The organism is Pseudomonas sp. NCHU5216 (assembly GCF_052156495.1).
Taxonomy (GTDB): domain Bacteria; phylum Pseudomonadota; class Gammaproteobacteria; order Pseudomonadales; family Pseudomonadaceae; genus Aquipseudomonas.
Map to the genome: position 1 here is coordinate 63399 of NZ_JBQLIX010000012.1, position 14405 is coordinate 77803.

The 14405-nt window shown below is 64.9% G+C and carries 11 protein-coding genes; 4 read left to right on the forward strand and 7 right to left on the reverse strand.

The annotated features are described in order from the left end of the window. Positions 1–30: 30 nt before the first annotated feature. From arcA to ACSVIK_RS11200, 4 genes are all read right to left on the reverse strand, one after another. Positions 31–1281 carry an arginine deiminase gene (gene arcA / locus ACSVIK_RS11185; protein WP_442444396.1) on the reverse strand — a complete coding sequence of 417 codons (1251 nt, stop codon included), beginning with the start codon at positions 1279–1281 and terminating at the stop codon, positions 31–33. 159 nt (positions 1282–1440) lie between these two features. After that, positions 1441–2868 (reverse strand): arginine-ornithine antiporter, encoded by a 1428-nt coding sequence (gene arcD, locus ACSVIK_RS11190; protein WP_442444397.1) that lies wholly within the window; start codon positions 2866–2868, stop codon positions 1441–1443. Positions 2869–3851: 983 nt separating this feature from the next. Then, positions 3852–7787 (reverse strand): trifunctional transcriptional regulator/proline dehydrogenase/L-glutamate gamma-semialdehyde dehydrogenase, encoded by a 3936-nt coding sequence (gene putA, locus ACSVIK_RS11195; RefSeq protein WP_442444398.1) that lies wholly within the window; start codon positions 7785–7787, stop codon positions 3852–3854. Between the two features lie 402 nt (positions 7788–8189). Continuing rightward, a complete protein-coding gene (locus tag ACSVIK_RS11200) occupies positions 8190–9080 on the reverse strand; it encodes a LysR family transcriptional regulator (protein WP_442444399.1) in 891 nt (296 codons plus the stop codon). A 96-nt stretch (positions 9081–9176) separates the two neighbouring features. Between ACSVIK_RS11200 and ACSVIK_RS11205 the strand changes: the two genes are divergently transcribed. After that, positions 9177–9740: a lipocalin-like domain-containing protein gene (locus tag ACSVIK_RS11205; RefSeq protein ID WP_442444400.1), complete on the forward strand. Its 564-nt coding sequence runs from the start codon at positions 9177–9179 to the stop codon at positions 9738–9740. Positions 9741–9749: 9 nt separating this feature from the next. Here ACSVIK_RS11205 and ACSVIK_RS11210 read toward each other — a convergent pair whose 3' ends face one another. Further along, a complete protein-coding gene (locus ACSVIK_RS11210; protein ID WP_442444401.1) occupies positions 9750–10352 on the reverse strand; it encodes a LysE/ArgO family amino acid transporter in 603 nt (200 codons plus the stop codon). After that, positions 10352–10765 carry an ACT domain-containing protein gene (locus ACSVIK_RS11215; RefSeq protein WP_442444402.1) on the reverse strand — a complete coding sequence of 138 codons (414 nt, stop codon included), beginning with the start codon at positions 10763–10765 and terminating at the stop codon, positions 10352–10354. The genes ACSVIK_RS11210 and ACSVIK_RS11215 overlap by 1 nt, the downstream gene beginning before the upstream one ends. Before the next feature lie 94 nt (positions 10766–10859). Between ACSVIK_RS11215 and ACSVIK_RS11220 the strand changes: the two genes are divergently transcribed. Further along, complete coding sequence (locus ACSVIK_RS11220; RefSeq protein WP_442444403.1) at positions 10860–11753, forward strand: LysR family transcriptional regulator ArgP; 894 nt, start codon at positions 10860–10862, stop codon at positions 11751–11753. Positions 11754–11793: 40 nt separating this feature from the next. Then, positions 11794–12792, forward strand: coding sequence for an NAD-dependent epimerase/dehydratase family protein (locus ACSVIK_RS11225; RefSeq protein WP_442444404.1), 999 nt, complete (start codon positions 11794–11796; stop codon positions 12790–12792). On the opposite strand, the gene ACSVIK_RS11230 is transcribed toward ACSVIK_RS11225, so the two are convergent. After that, positions 12783–13070, reverse strand: a complete 288-nt coding sequence (locus tag ACSVIK_RS11230) for a hypothetical protein (RefSeq protein ID WP_442444405.1) — start codon at positions 13068–13070, stop codon at positions 12783–12785. The genes ACSVIK_RS11225 and ACSVIK_RS11230 overlap by 10 nt on opposite strands. A 350-nt stretch (positions 13071–13420) precedes the next feature. On the opposite strand from ACSVIK_RS11230, the gene ACSVIK_RS11235 reads away from it, so the two are divergent. Next, positions 13421–14272, forward strand: a complete 852-nt coding sequence (locus ACSVIK_RS11235; protein WP_442444406.1) for an ATPase — start codon at positions 13421–13423, stop codon at positions 14270–14272. Positions 14273–14405 lie beyond the last annotated feature (133 nt).

A 14405-nucleotide genomic window follows, 5' to 3' on the forward strand; every position in this document is an offset into this window, starting at 1 on the left:
GGCAGCGGATGGCCACCGGGGTTGGCTGGATCAGTAGTCGATGGGGTCGCGGATGATCGGGCAGGTCATGCAGTGGCCGCCGCCGCGACCGCGCCCCAGTTCGCTGGCGCTGATGGTGATGACCTCGACGCCGGCCTTGCGCAGCAGGGTGTTGGTGTAGGTGTTGCGGTCGTAGCCGATCACCACGCCGGGCTCCAGGCAGATCACGTTGTTGCCGTCGTCCCACTGCTCGCGCTCGGCCTCGTAGGCGTCGCCACCGGTTTCCACCACGCGCAGTTGCTTCAGGCCGAGAGACTCGGCGACCACATCGACGAAGGCTTTGTCCTCGCGGCGCACGTCGATGCCACCGGGGCGGCTCTCGTCCGGGCGCAGGGTGAAGGGCACGATGGAGTTGGCCACTTCCGGGAAGATGGTCACCAGGTCGCGGTCGCAGAAGCTGAACACCGTATCCAGATGCATGGCCGCGCGCGAGCGGTCGAGGCCGGCGACTATGATCTTCTCCGCCGCCCCCTTGGCGAACAGCGCACGGGCCACCTGGCCGATGGCCTGATGCGAGCTGCGTTCGCCCATGCCGATCAGCACGGTGCCGTTGCCAATGGGCATCACGTCGCCGCCCTCCAGGGAGGCCGAGCCGTGATCCTTGTCCGGGTCGCCGTACCAGATCTCGAACTGCTCGCCGGCGAAGTCCGGGTGGAATTTGTAGATGGCGCTGGCCAGCAGGGTTTCCTGGCGACGCGCCGGCCAGTGCATGGGGTTGAGGGTGACGCCGCCGTAGATCCAGCAGGTGGTGTCGCGGGTGAACTGGGTGTTGGGCAGCGGCGGGAAGATGAAGCTGGACTCGCCCAGGTAGGCGTTGAACATCTTCGCCGCCTCGGAATCCTTGTGCTTGGCCAGATCCGCGCCGGACACGCCACCGATGAGGAACTCGGCAATACGCCGTGGCTCCAGGGCCTCGACGAAGTCGCGCACCTCCGTCAGCAGGCCAAGGCCGACGCTGTTGGCGGTGATCTTGCGGTCGAGAATCCACTTCAGTGCCTGCGGATCACGCACCGTTTCTTCGAGCAGGTTGTGCATCTCCACCACCTCGATGCCACGCTCGCGCATCTTGGTCATGAAGTCGAAGTGGTCGCGTTTGGCCTGCGACACCCAGATCACGTCGTCGAACAGCAGTTCGTCGCAGTTGGCGGGGGTCAGGCGCAGGTGGGCCAGGCCTGGGGAGCAGACCATCACCTTGTGCAGTTTGCCGGCTTCGGAATGAACGCCGAGGGGCTTCTTGCTCATGAAAGAACTCCTTCTCGTAGAGCGTGTTTTCGACCTCGCGAGCTAGAGCCATACAAGGCAAAGACGGGCGAGGATGCGGAGTTTACGAGCTGTAAATGAGCAGTCCGAGCCCGCCTTTAACGCAGTAGGGCCGACGCGCAGCAGCTCGCAAACAGGGTCTTACAGACTCAGGAAACCGTCATACAGCCCATAGGCCGCGATGGCGGCGCCTATCAGCACGGCCGCGAAAATCAGTTTCTCGATGCCGGTGAAAATGGGTTGCCCCAGCTCGTGTTTGGCCTTGGCGAAAAGGATTGCGCCGGGGGCGTAGAGCAGGGCGGAAAGCAGCAGGTATTGCACGCCGGCGGCATACACCAGCCACACCGCGTAGAGGGTGGAAATCAGGGCGACCAGCAGATCCTTGTTGCGCTCACCGGCGGCGTTCTCGTAGGTCTCGCCACGCACGGCCAGCAGCACCGCATAGGCACTGGACCAGAAGTACGGCACCAAGATCATCGAGGTGGCCAGGTACAGCAGGCTCAGGTAAGTGGAGGCGTTGAACAGGGTGATGATCAGAAACAGCTGGATCAGCCCGTTGGACAGCCACAGCGCGTTGGCCGGGACGTGATTGGCGTTCTCCTTGCGCAGGAACTCCGGCATGGTGTGGTCGCGGGCGCTGGCGAAGAGAATCTCGGCGCACAGCAGAGTCCACGACAGCAAGGCGCCTGCCAGTGAGACGATCAGGCCGATGGCGATCAACTGCGCACCCCAGGGGCCGACCACCTGCTCCAGCACACCGGCCATGGACGGGTTCTTCAACCCGGCCAGTTCGGCCTGGGCGAGGATGCCCTGGCTGAGCACGTTGACCAGTACCAGCAGCAGGAGCACGCCGACGAAACCGATCACCGTGGCCTTGCCGACATCGCTGCGTTTCTCGGCACGCGCGGAGAAGATGCTTGCACCCTCGATGCCGATGAACACCCAGACGGTGACCAGCATCATGTTGCGCACCTGATCCAGCACGCTGCCCAGTTCGGGATTACCAGCACCCCAGAAGTCGCGGGTGAACACGTCCAGCTTGAAGGCGATGGCGGCGATGACGATGAACAGCGCCAGCGGCAGCATCTTCGCCACTGTGGTCACGGTGTTGATGAAGGCCGCTTCCTTGATCCCGCGCAGCACCAGAAAGTGCAGCAGCCACAGCAGGATCGAGGCGCCGATCACCGCTGGCAGGGTGTTGCCTTCGCCGAACACAGGGAAGAAGTAACCCAGGGTGGAGAACAGCAGCACCATGTAGCTGACGTTACCGATCCAGGCGCTGATCCAGTAGCCCCAGGCCGAGGAGAAACCCATGTAGTCGCCGAAGCCGGCCTTGGCGTAGGCGTAGACGCCGCCGTCGAGTTCGGGTTTGCGGTTGGCCAGGGTCTGGAACACGAAGGCCAGGGTCAGCATGCCGACGCCGGTGATCAGCCAGCCGATCAGGGTGGCGCCGGCGCTGGCGCTGGCCGCGATGTTCTGGGGAAGGGAGAAGATACCGCCGCCGACCATGGAGCCGACGACCAGCGCGACGAGCGCGCCGAGGTGGAGTTTTTGCGTCGAGTCAGACATCTCAATTACCTCCGTGTCACCAGGGGGACATGGGTATTGAGCGCGTTTGGCGAGCACTGCATCCTGACTTGAATCAATGGTCAGGTTTCGTCAACGCACATCCCTGTTGCAGGCGTTGTCGAGCACCCGAGAAGCATCAGGACTGCTGCTCTGGCTGGCGTAGATGGTACGTCAGTGCCAATACCATAGCCCTGAATTTCCGGGATGCAATGCTGGCTTTTTGCGATGGGGAGTGGGAGGGAGCGGGCGGGGCGGTTGGCCCCGCTCGACGCGCCGGCCGGGTAGGCTGGCGCAGACCCTAAGGTCAAAGGAAGGAGCACGACGCCGGGTGGGTAACCCCTGCAGGCAGTTGCGTCATGTGGTTACAGCATGCCGTGGAAAGCTTTCAGTAAGCTTTCCACGGCATGACAGTCCGTTTAAAAATGGCTCTTCGCGGAATCTCGGGAAAGCCAGTTTTGAGACCGGACTGGCAATACGGTGTGAGTTGTTCTTGTGCCTGTTCCGAATTGCCGCATTTTTGTTGATGTTTTTGGTTTCGCCCTCCCGGGCGAGTCACTTTGCGGGCAAAGTAACCAAAACCCTCCGCCCGATCATCCGGCCCTCGCTGCGCGAGGGTTCGCTCACTCCATCGCCGCTCCAGAGGCCCGCCGCGGTGGGCCATCCCTGGCCCATCGCGGCTCTCGCGACATCCGTGTCGCTCAACCTCTTCCACGACGATTGCGTTCGCCCTCCTGGGCGGGCTCTGCACGCGCCTGAACCCGAGGTAACCCAGACGCAGCACAGAGTGCTTGAGTACGAGATCAGCCGTAGGGCGGACTCAGGAGCGCCAGCGAACAGTCCGCCGGGCCATGCCGAGTTCGGCACACGGCTCAAATTCATACTCCTACCAACGGCGTACTGCTTCCGAGCGGCTGGCGTCCCGGTACGGCCTACGTCCCTACCTGCGTTTCTAAACGGTCTATCCTTGTTGATGGCTCTTGCGCTTAACCAATAGTCATCAAACTGGCGTTACCACCAGCGGCTGCGGTATTGACGCTCAGGGCATGCTCGACCAGCAGGCGCTCCAGGGGGATGTCGGTTTCGCCCTTGTTCAGGCCGTGCACGCCGACGATGGCGCCCTTGCGCTGCGCCGCCTGTTCGCTGACCGCGCGCAACTGGTCGGAATCGCCGTGGTGCAGGATGGCGTCCAGCTCCACGTCGACGCCCTTCCAGTCGGCCACCAGCTTGACGTGCTTCTGCACCTCTTTCGGCAGCTCGCTGTACAGCGCGCGCTGGCTTTCCAGCCAGATCGCCTGGCTGCCGACGGCCAGGGTCGCGGCCAGTTGCGCCAGCAGGTCGTTGCGCTCGTCGGCCAGGTTCAGTACGTGCTCGCGCGGCAGCAGGGTGTAGCTGTTGCGCTCGCCGGTGGGGCCGGTCAGGGTGTGGGCGCTGTAGCTCTGCGACAGCGCACGGTACTGCTCGAACAGCGCGGCGATGGCCGGCTCCTGCTTGCTCGCCCACTCGGCGAAGGCGCTGCGCACCTTGTCCAGCTCGCTCGGTACCGGCAGTGCCTGCACCTCGGCCTGTTGCAGGTGTTGAGCAACGGCTTCCTGCGGGCGGGTCGACAGCAGGCGGTACAGGTACAGCGGGCCACCGGCTTTCGGGCCGGTGCCGGACAGGCCTTCGCCACCGAAGGGCTGCACGCCGACCACGGCGCCGACCATGTTGCGGTTGACGTACAGGTTGCCCACCTTGGCGGTGCCGACCACCTGGGCGATGGTCTCGTCGATACGGGTGTGCACGCCTAGGGTCAGGCCGTAGCCGCTGTCGTTGATCTGCTGCAACAGCTTGCCGAGGTTGGCGCGCTGGTAGCGCACCACGTGCAGCACCGGGCCGAAGATTTCGCGCTTGAGCTCGTCGAAGCTGTCCAGCTCGATCAGGGTCGGCACGACGAAGGTGCCGCGCTTGATCTCTTCGCCATTGACGCGCGCCAACTGGGTGACCTTGCGGCCTTTTTCGCGCAGCTTGGCGATATGGGTTTCGATACCGGCCTTGGCTTCGGCATCGATCACCGGGCCGATGTCGGTGTTGAGGCGCTCCGGGTTGCCGAGGCTGTATTCGGCCATGGCGCCCTTGAGCATGGTCAGCACGCGGTCGGCCACGTCGTCCTGCACGCACAGCACGCGCAGGGCCGAGCAACGCTGGCCGGCGCTGTCGAAGGCCGAAGCGACCACGTCCATCACCACCTGCTCGGTCAGCGCCGAGGAGTCGACGATCATGGCGTTGAGGCCGCCGGTTTCGGCGATCAGCGGAATGGTGCGGCCCTGGGCGTCGAGGCGGCCGGCGATGTTGCGCTGGAGGATGCCGGCCACTTCGGTGGAGCCGGTGAACATCACGCCACGCACGCGCTCGTCACCCACCAGGCGCGCACCGACGGTTTCGCCACGGCCCGGCAGCAGTTGCACGGCACCGGCCGGTACGCCGGCTTCGAGGAGGATGCGCACGCCTTGCGCGGCGATCAGCGGGGTTTGCTCGGCCGGCTTGGCCAGCACGGTGTTGCCGGCGGCCAGTGCCGCAGCGACCTGGCCGCTGAAGATCGCCAGCGGGAAGTTCCATGGGCTGATGCACACCACCGGGCCCAGCGGGCGGTGGCTGTCGTTGCCGAAGCTGCGTGCCTGGATCGCGTAATAGCGGAGGAAGTCCACCGCCTCGCGCACTTCGGCGATGGCGTTGGCGAAGGTCTTGCCGGATTCGCGCACCAGCAGGCCCATCAGTTGCTGCAGCTCGGCCTCCATCAGATCGGCGGCGCGTTCCAGTACGGCGGCGCGCTCGGCCGGCAGGGTGGACTGCCAGATCTGCCCGCTGGCCATGGCGCAGAGGATGGCGCTGTCCACGTCGGCAATACTGGCTTCGCGCACATGGCCGACCAGGTCGCGGTGATCGGCCGGGTTGCGCACTGGCTCCGGCTCGCCCGGATTGGCGCCATCGCAACCGAGCATCGGCTCGGCCAGGTAGCTCTGGTTGACGCTCGACAGCAACGCAGAGGACAGCGAGCCGAGGCGATGTTCGTTGGCCAGATCCAGGCCCGACGAGTTGACCCGATCCTTGCCATAGAGGTCACGCGGCAGCGGGATGCGCGGATGGGGCAGGCCGACGGTGCCTTCCTGCGCGGCCATCTGCTCGACCTGCACGACCGGGTCGAGCACCAGATCCTTGAGCGAGATGCTGTGGTCGGCGATGCGGTTGACGAAGCTGGTGTTGGCGCCGTTTTCCAGCAGGCGGCGTACCAGATAGGCCAGCAGCGTCTCGTGGCTGCCCACCGGCGCGTAGATGCGGCACGGGCGGTTCAGCTTGCCATCCTTGAGTGCGCCCACCACCTGCTCGTACAGCGGTTCGCCCATGCCGTGCAGGCACTGGAATTCGTACTGACCCGGGTAGTAGTTCTGCCCGGCCAGGTGGTAAATGGCCGACAGCGAATGGGCGTTGTGCGTGGCGAACTGCGGGTAGATGGCTTCCGGCGCGGCCAAGAGCTTGCGCGCGCAGGCGATGTAGGCCACGTCGGTGTATGGCTTGCGGGTGTACACCGGGTAGCCTTCCAGGCCGTTGACCTGGGCCAGCTTGATCTCGCTGTCCCAGTAGGCGCCCTTGACCAGACGGATCATCAGGCGATGACGGCTGCGCTTGGCCAGGTCGACGACGTAGTCGATCACGTAGGGGCAGCGCTTCTGGTAGGCCTGGATGACGAAGCCGATGCCGTTCCAGCCGGCCAGCGATGGCTCGAAGCACAGGCGCTCGAGCAGATCCAGCGACAGCTCCAGGCGGTCGGCTTCCTCGGCGTCGATGTTGATGCCGATGTCGTACTGCTTGGCCAGTTGGGTCAGGCTCAGCAGGGTCGGGTACAGCTCGTCCATCACGCGCTCGTACTGGGCACGGCTGTAGCGCGGGTGCAGGGCGGAGAGCTTGATGGAGATGCCCGGGCCTTCGTAGATGCCACGGCCATGGGAGGCCTTGCCGATGGCATGGATGGCCTGCTGGTAGGAGGCCAGGTAGCGCTTGGCGTCTTCCTCGGTCAGTGCGGCCTCGCCGAGCATGTCGTAGGAATAGCGGAAGCCTTTGCTTTCCAGGGTGGCGGCGTTGGCCAGGGCTTCGGCGATGGTTTCGCCGGTGACGAACTGCTCACCCATCAGGCGCATGGCCATGTCCACACCCTTGCGGATCACCGGCTCGCCGCTCTTGCCGATGATGCGGTTGAGCGCCGAAGTCATGCCGGCTTCGGTGTGGGTCGACACCAGCTTGCCGGTGATCAGCAGGCCCCAGCTCGCCGCGTTGACGAACATCGACGGGCTCTGGCCGAGGTGCTGGCTCCAGTTGCCGTTGGCGATCTTGTCGCGGATCAGCGCGTCGCGGGTGGCCTTGTCGGGAATGCGCAACAGGGCTTCGGCCAGACACATCAGCGCCACGCCTTCCTGCGACGACAGCGAGAATTCCTGCAGCAGGCCCTGCACCAGGCCCTGACGGCCGCTGGCGTTCTTCTGCTTGCGCAGTTTTTCGGCAATCCCCAGAGCCAGCTTTTGCGAGGCTTCGGCCTGCTCCTGGGTCAGGCGTGCCTGCTCCAGCAGCACAGGTACCACTTCGGTTTCCGGGCGACGGTAGGCGCTGGTGATGGCGGCGCGCAGCACCGACTGCGGGAGGATGCTCTCGGCGAAGTCGAGGAACACCTGCAGGCCCGCATCGCTCAGCGACTCCAGGCTCTCCTCACCGGCGGCAGCAGCCAGGCCGGCGTGCTCGGCGGGCGTCAGGCCACTCTCGACTTGCTCCAGATAATTGAAGATCGCCTGCTTGATCATCCAGTGCGGCGTGCGGTCGATCTGTGCAGCGGCCTTCTTCAAACGCTCGCGGGTGGCATCGTCGAGCTTTACGCCAAGAGTGGTGGTAGCCATGGGTGATTCCTACTTATTGTCAGGTTATGCACGGTAAAAGATTGCCTGGGCAATCTTTACGTCGCTTGCGACGGCCCGAAGGGCTGCCGCCTTCGATGGCAGGCAGCAAAAGCTGCGGGAGAGTAAACCCGAGAATACGCAAGGTGCAACCAGGTGCAACCAATATTTTCTGCGCCCCGACGGATGTCCGCCTGATTCGCTCTGTTGGCCTGATAGCGCCGGCTGCGACAGCATGGTGCAACCCAGGCGCGTTGTGCTGCACTAGGCCTTTCGTTTCGACGCGACCATGCGCGAAATGACAACAGACCCTAAGCGGCGTGCCCTGCGCCGAGCGTTGGTACGATTGCGGCGTACTTTTGCAGAATAGACCGGGCCAGTGGCCTGGGGCTTCATTCGCCGGGATCAGGTGTTTTCACGGATGACGGCAATGAAGGCCTGCAGAGGCGCGGGAACATGGCGATAGCAGGAGTAGTAGAGGCACAGACCTGCCGAGGGTGGCGTCCAGTCTTCCAGCAGCAGGATCAGCTTGCCGGCTTTCAGTGCCTTGCTGGCAAATGCCTGCGGAACGTAGGCGATCCCCAGAGCGGAGCAGGCCGCTTCGACCAACAGGTCGTTATCGTCCAGGCTCAGTGCACCCGGTACGTCGAGCGCGAGCTGTTGCGTGCCTCGCTGGAACTCCCAGCGATAGCGCTTGCCGCTGGGCAGGCGCTGGCGTATGCAACGATGGGCGCGCAGATCGTCAGGCGTAGCGGGCCGGCCGAAGGTGGCGATGTAAGCCGGCGAGGCCACGGTGACGAAGCGCACGTCACCGCCGAAGGGCACGGCCACCATGTCCTTGGGCACCGATTCGGCCAGGCGCACGCCGGCATCGAAGCCCTCGGCGACGATATCCACCAGCCTGCCCTCGCTGACCAGGTCGAGCTCCACATGTCGATGGCGCTGCAGGAAGGTCGGCACCACATGTTCGAGCAACCAGCGTGCGCCGCCCTTGTTGGCGTTGATGCGCAGCGTGCCGGCGAGCTCCTCGGGGCCATGGCTGACCGCGTCCAGTGCTGCGTCCAGATCGCGAAGCAGGGGCGTCAGGCGTTGTAGCAACTGCTCCCCGGCTTGCGTCAAGGCCACGCTGCGGGTGGTGCGGTGCAACAGGCGCACCCCCAGGCGTCGCTCTAACCCCTTGAGCGCATGGCTGACGGAGGAGCGCGATACGCCCAGGGAGTCGGCGGCCTTCTGGAAGCTGCGCTGCTGGGCGACCAGGGTGAAAGCCTTGAGATCGGAGAGGTTGGCGTGGCTCATTGGTGAATATTCTTCACGAGGTCATTCGTATTGGTGCGTCTTATCATAGCTCCAACCGTCTCTTACCCTCGGCATGACCTACACAGGAGATTGCCGATGAAGATTGAGCCGAACGCACGAACCCCATCCAGGCCCAGCCTGATTCACAGAGCCAGCATGCTGTCACGGGCGGCATGGGTGGCCGGCTTGCTGATCCATTCTCTGGCGGCCACGGCCAGCGAACGTGCGGCCGATGCAGGCAATCAGGTGCTGGGCACGTGGCGTATGGTTTCCGCGACCTTGACGGAAAATGGCAGGGTCGAGCGCCCATACGGCGAAAACCCTCAGGGCATGCTGGTATTCACTCCCGATATGCATTTCGTCGAAGTGTTGACCGACGGTGATACGCCGCGCTTTGCATCCGAGGCACGTGGCGGCGGTAGTGACGAGGAGAACCGTCGCGCCATGGCTTCGAGCATCGGCTTCTTCGGCACTTACAGCGTCGACGAGCAGGGGCGTTTTGCCGGTAACCGTGTCGAGGGCGCCACCTTCCCCAATTGGATCGGCGGCATACGCACGACGAAGGAGTTGCAGCTCAGAGTCGAAGGTGAGCGGATGTACGAGACCTTTACCCGTCCGGATGGTGGGCGCTTCAGTGCCGAGTTCGTGCGGGTCAGGTAAGGCTAGAATCTAGTCTGCAACGAAGATCAATTGCGCTGCCACGGCGAACATCATCACCGCTACCCCCAGATCGATCAGCCGCCAGGTCAGCGGTCTGGCCAGCCAAGGGGCGAGCCAGGCGGCGCCCAATGCCAGGGCACTGAACCAGAGCAACGACGCGCTGGCGGCGCCTGCGGCATAGGCGCCCGGCTCGGCTTGCTGGGCGCCGAGCGAGCCGATCAGCACCACCGTATCCAGATAGACGTGCGGGTTGAGCAGGGTCACCGCCAGGGCTGCGAGCAGCACCGCGCGCCGCGAGCGTGGCTGGCTGTCGGCCGCCTGCAAGGCTTGCGAGCCTGTGGCGCGCAGCAGCGCCTGGCTGCCGTACCAGAGCAGAAACGCGGCGCCGCCCCAGCGGGCGATGGCCAGCAGGGTAGGGCTCTGTGCCAGCAGGCTGGCCAGGCCGAACACGCCCGCACTCACCAGCAGCGCATCGCAGAGAATGCACAGCGCCGCCACCGGCAGATGATGTTCACGGCGCAGGCTCTGCGCCAGGACGAAGGCGTTCTGCGCGCCGATGGCCATGATCAGGCCGATGGCCACCAGCAGGCCGTTGCTGTAGCTCTGCCACATCACACAGGCTCCGGCATTGACGCGGCCGACAGGGCGCGCAGGGTGGACAGTGCTCGTTCGGCGCGCTCGATGGGGACGAAGATATGATCGTGATGGAAACCGGCAACCACATTGCAACTGATGCCCGCCTGCGCCAGGGCCGCGGAGAAGGATGCCGTCAGGCCCACGGCGGCCAGTGACGAATGCACTTGCAGGGTGATCCAGGCGGCGACGTAGTCGTAACTCAGGCCATGGGCGTCGGCGACTTCGCGCGCCAGCACCAGGCTCAGGCCTTCGCTTTCACGCAGGCTGGCGATGGGGTGCAGGGCAGTGCAGTCCTGCGTGGTTGGGACGCAGCAGAACACGTACTGCCCAGGGTTGAGCTGCGGCGTCATGCTCTGCAGCAGGCGTGCGAGGTTGGTTTCGCCGGACATGGCAGGCTCCTGATCGGGCTGAATGCTGGCGATTCTGCTGTCTATGAATGTATAAGAGAAAGCAATACTGCTGATCTCTCATTAGGAAAATCGATTGTTCGACTACAAACTCCTGGCCGCCCTGGCGGCGGTGGTGGAACAGGCCGGCTTCGAGCGTGCGGCGCAGGTGCTGGGGCTGTCGCAGTCGGCGGTGTCGCAGCGCATCAAGCTGCTCGAAGCGCGGGTTGGCCAGCCGGTGCTGGTGCGCGCCACGCCGCCTGCACCTACCGACATAGGCCGGCGCCTGCTCAACCATGTGCAGCAGGTGCGCCTGCTCGAGCGCGATCTGCAGGGGCAGGTGCCGGGGCTGGACGAGCAGGCTGCACCCGAGCGCCTGCGTATCGCCCTCAATGCCGACAGCCTGGCCACCTGGTGGGCAGCGGCGGTCGCCGGGTTCTGCGCCGAGCAGCGCCTGCTGCTGGAGCTGGTGGTGGAGGATCAGGAGGTTGGCCTCAAACGCATGCGCGCTGGCGAGGTGGCCGCTTGCGTGTGCGCCGCCGAGCGTCCGGTGGCGGGGGCGCGCAGCCTGTCTTTGGGGGCCATGCGCTATCTGGCCGTGGCCAGTCCGGTCTTCATCGCCCGGCACTTCGCAGGCGGTGTCACGGCCGAGGCCCTGGCGCGCGCGCCGGCCATCGTCTATGGCCCGGACGATCAGTTGCAGCACCGCTACCTGGCCAGCCTGGGGGTGACGGGCAGCTTCGTCCATCATCTGTGCCCGTCCTCGGAAGGTTTCGTGCGTCTGACCGAGAGCGGCCTGGGTTGGGGGCTGGTGCCGCAGTTGCAGGTGGCGGCGGAGCTGGCCCGCGGCGCGCTGGTGGAGCTGCTGCCTGGACACATCATCGACGTGCCGCTGTACTGGCACCACTGGCGTAACGGCGGTGAACTGCTGGCCGGCTTGACCGAGCATCTGCGCAAGGCGACCGCTGGTGTGCTGGTAGCGAAGGCCTGAGTCTGGGCCAGGCAGGGGTAGAGCGAGGACAGGGGGAAGGATGAAGATTCTGGTCACGGGCGCGAGCGGCTTCATCGGCGGGCGCTTCGCTCGTTTCGCCCTGGAGCAGGGACTCGAGGTGCGCGTCAACGGGCGCCGTGCCGAGGGCGTGCAGCATCTGCTCAGCCGGGGCGCTGAGTTCATCCCGGGTGATCTGGCCGATGCCGAGCTGGTGCAGCACCTATGCGAGGGTATCGAGGCCGTGGTGCATTGCGCTGGTGCAGTCGGGGTGTGGGGCGACTACGGGCATTTTTACCGGGGCAATGTCACCCTTACCGAGCATGTGGTCGACGCCTGCCTGAAGCAGAAGGTGCGGCGCCTGGTGCATCTGTCGTCGCCGTCGATCTATTTCGACGGGCGGGCCCATGTCGGTGTGCGGGAAGAGCAACTGCCACGGCAATTCTCCGATCACTACGGGCGCACCAAGTACCTGGCCGAACAACGGGTGTTCGCCGCCCAGCGCGATGGGCTGGAGGTGATCGCCCTGCGTCCGCGCTTCGTCACCGGGGCGGGGGATACCAGCATCTTTCCAAGGCTGATCGCCATGCAGCGCAAGGGGCGCTTGGCAATCATCGGCAATGGTCTGAACAAGGTCGACTTCACCAGCGTGCACAACCTCAATGCCGCGCTGCTCAGCGCGCTCAGGGTCGAGGGCGCCGCGCTGGGCAAACCCTACAACATCAGCAACGGCGAGCCGGTGCCGCTGTGGGACGTGGTCAATTACGTGCTGCGCCGGCTCGAGCTGCCGCCGGTCAGCCGGCATCTGCCATTTGCCCTAGCCTATGCCGCAGCCAGCATCAACGAGGGCATCTGCCGCCTGCTACCCGGCCGGCCGGAGCCGGGGTTGTTTCGCCTGGGCGTGGCGGTGATGGCGCGGGATTTTTCCCTCGACATCGGCCGTGCCCGCGAATACCTCGACTACCAGCCGCAGGTGAGCCTGTGGCAGGCCCTGGATGAGTTCTGCGCCTGGTGGCAGGCGCAAACGGGGGCTCAGGCGTAGATGCGCTGGCCGCGATAGATGCGCACCGAGCCGCCGTGGGTGTCGGTGGCGAGGGGCGCGGCCTGTTCGGCCTTGGGCGCCAGGTACTGCGGCTGATCGGAGAGTTGTGCCAGGCGTTGGCCCAGGCTGCGAATTTCTTCGTCGGTGGATTTCAGGCTGCCGTCGAGCAGGGCGTTGATCGCATCGACCTGGCTCAGGCGGATGTCGATGGCCTGTTCCTCGCGCAAGCGACGGCGCAGGGTTTTCATGCAGTCGAGAATTTCCTTGTTCAGTTCCATTACCACTACCCCCTTTGCTTGAAGGATCACGGGGCAGGCGTCCGTCGCCCTCCGTAACCGAACCAGCCTGGCGTCCAGCGGCTGGGGATGCATCTGTGTGCAATGCAGAACTCTCGTGCCGTCTGCTGGCTGTTTGCGACGCGCTCGTGGTGCGTTCACGACAAGGCGAAAAGCAAAGTGCGTACCAGTTCAAATTTTGCGGAACTGCTGGCCTGCAGCCAGGGTCGATGGCCCTGTCGCGCCCTTCGTCGGTGCGCCGCGCACCTGCTTGGCGCGACGCTGAAGGCATGATGGCGAATCGGTATACTGCGCGGCACTTCTGTTTACCCGTTCCAACCATAGGTTCAACCATGCGCAACGATGCCAACGATGAGCTCGACAACCTGCCCAGCCTGACACCTGAGCGCCGTGAGGAATTCGCCGAACCCGTGGATGAACCCGCACCGCGCCCGCTGCGTGCCGCCAGCGCCAAGGCGCCGGTGGCCAAGGGGGCTAGCACTGGCCCGCTGTGGGCTCTGGTCGGTGCGCTGAGCATCGCCCTGGCCGGCCTGGGCTGGTGGAGCCTGCAACAGATCACCCTGATGGAGCAGCGTCTGGTGGCCACTCAGGAGAGCTTCGCGCGTATCAGCGAAGAAGCGGCTGGGCGCATCCAGGACATCTCCGGCAAGGTGGTGGCCACCGAGTCGAGCGTCACTACGGACAGCGAGGCGCTCAAGCTGCAGGTCAAGCAACTGCAGGGGCAACTGGCCGAGCTGACCAAGCAGCAGCAACAGGGCGCCACGGCCCAGGCCGCGTTGGACAAGCGCGTCGAGCAACTGGGTGCGGAACTCAAGAGTGGTGCCGGGGCCAGCGCCGAGCTGGACAAGCGCCTGCAGGCGCTGAGCACTGAGCAGGCGGCGCTCAAGGCCACGCAGGGCGACGCCAAGGCGACCCAGGCCGAGCTGGCCAAGCTCGATACGCGCATCAAGAGCCTCAGTGGCGATATCGACAAGCTGAAGAAGCAGGGCGATCAGAGCCAGGCCGTTCGCAGCCTGGAGCAGGATCTGCTGGTGCTGCGCAGCGAACTGGACAACCGCCCGGCTGCCAGCGCTGGCCCGGACACCGCCGAGTTCGATGCCTTCCGCGCGCAGGTCACGCGCAACGTCAATACCCTGCGTAGTCAGGTGGTGAATCTGCAGCAGCAGATCGACTCATTGCGCTGAGGGGCGATGCCTCGACAAAAGAACGCCCCGCAATGCGGGGCGTTCTTTTATGGGGCGCGGCTAAAGCCCCTTCCACGGGCTGAGGCGTAGGGTGCGCTGTGCGCACCGATATTGCTCTTCTCGCCCGGTTAGT

Bases quoted from the DNA above. Each gene is read 5' to 3' on its own strand.
- arcD (WP_442444397.1), bottom strand. From the start codon at position 2,868: ATGTCTGACTCGACGCAAAAACTCCACCTCGGCGCGCTCGTCGCGCTG.
- ACSVIK_RS11210 (WP_442444401.1), bottom strand. From the start codon at position 10,352: ATGTGGCAGAGCTACAGCAACGGCCTGCTGGTGGCCATCGGCCTGATC.
- ACSVIK_RS11235 (WP_442444406.1), top strand. From the start codon at position 13,421: ATGCGCAACGATGCCAACGATGAGCTCGACAACCTGCCCAGCCTGACA.
- ACSVIK_RS11215 (WP_442444402.1), bottom strand. From the start codon at position 10,765: ATGTCCGGCGAAACCAACCTCGCACGCCTGCTGCAGAGCATGACGCCG.
- ACSVIK_RS11200 (WP_442444399.1), bottom strand. From the start codon at position 9,080: ATGAGCCACGCCAACCTCTCCGATCTCAAGGCTTTCACCCTGGTCGCC.
- ACSVIK_RS11230 (WP_442444405.1), bottom strand. From the start codon at position 13,070: ATGGAACTGAACAAGGAAATTCTCGACTGCATGAAAACCCTGCGCCGT.
- ACSVIK_RS11205 (WP_442444400.1), top strand. From the start codon at position 9,177: ATGAAGATTGAGCCGAACGCACGAACCCCATCCAGGCCCAGCCTGATT.
- ACSVIK_RS11225 (WP_442444404.1), top strand. From the start codon at position 11,794: ATGAAGATTCTGGTCACGGGCGCGAGCGGCTTCATCGGCGGGCGCTTC.
- putA (WP_442444398.1), bottom strand. From the start codon at position 7,787: ATGGCTACCACCACTCTTGGCGTAAAGCTCGACGATGCCACCCGCGAG.
- arcA (WP_442444396.1), bottom strand. From the start codon at position 1,281: ATGAGCAAGAAGCCCCTCGGCGTTCATTCCGAAGCCGGCAAACTGCAC.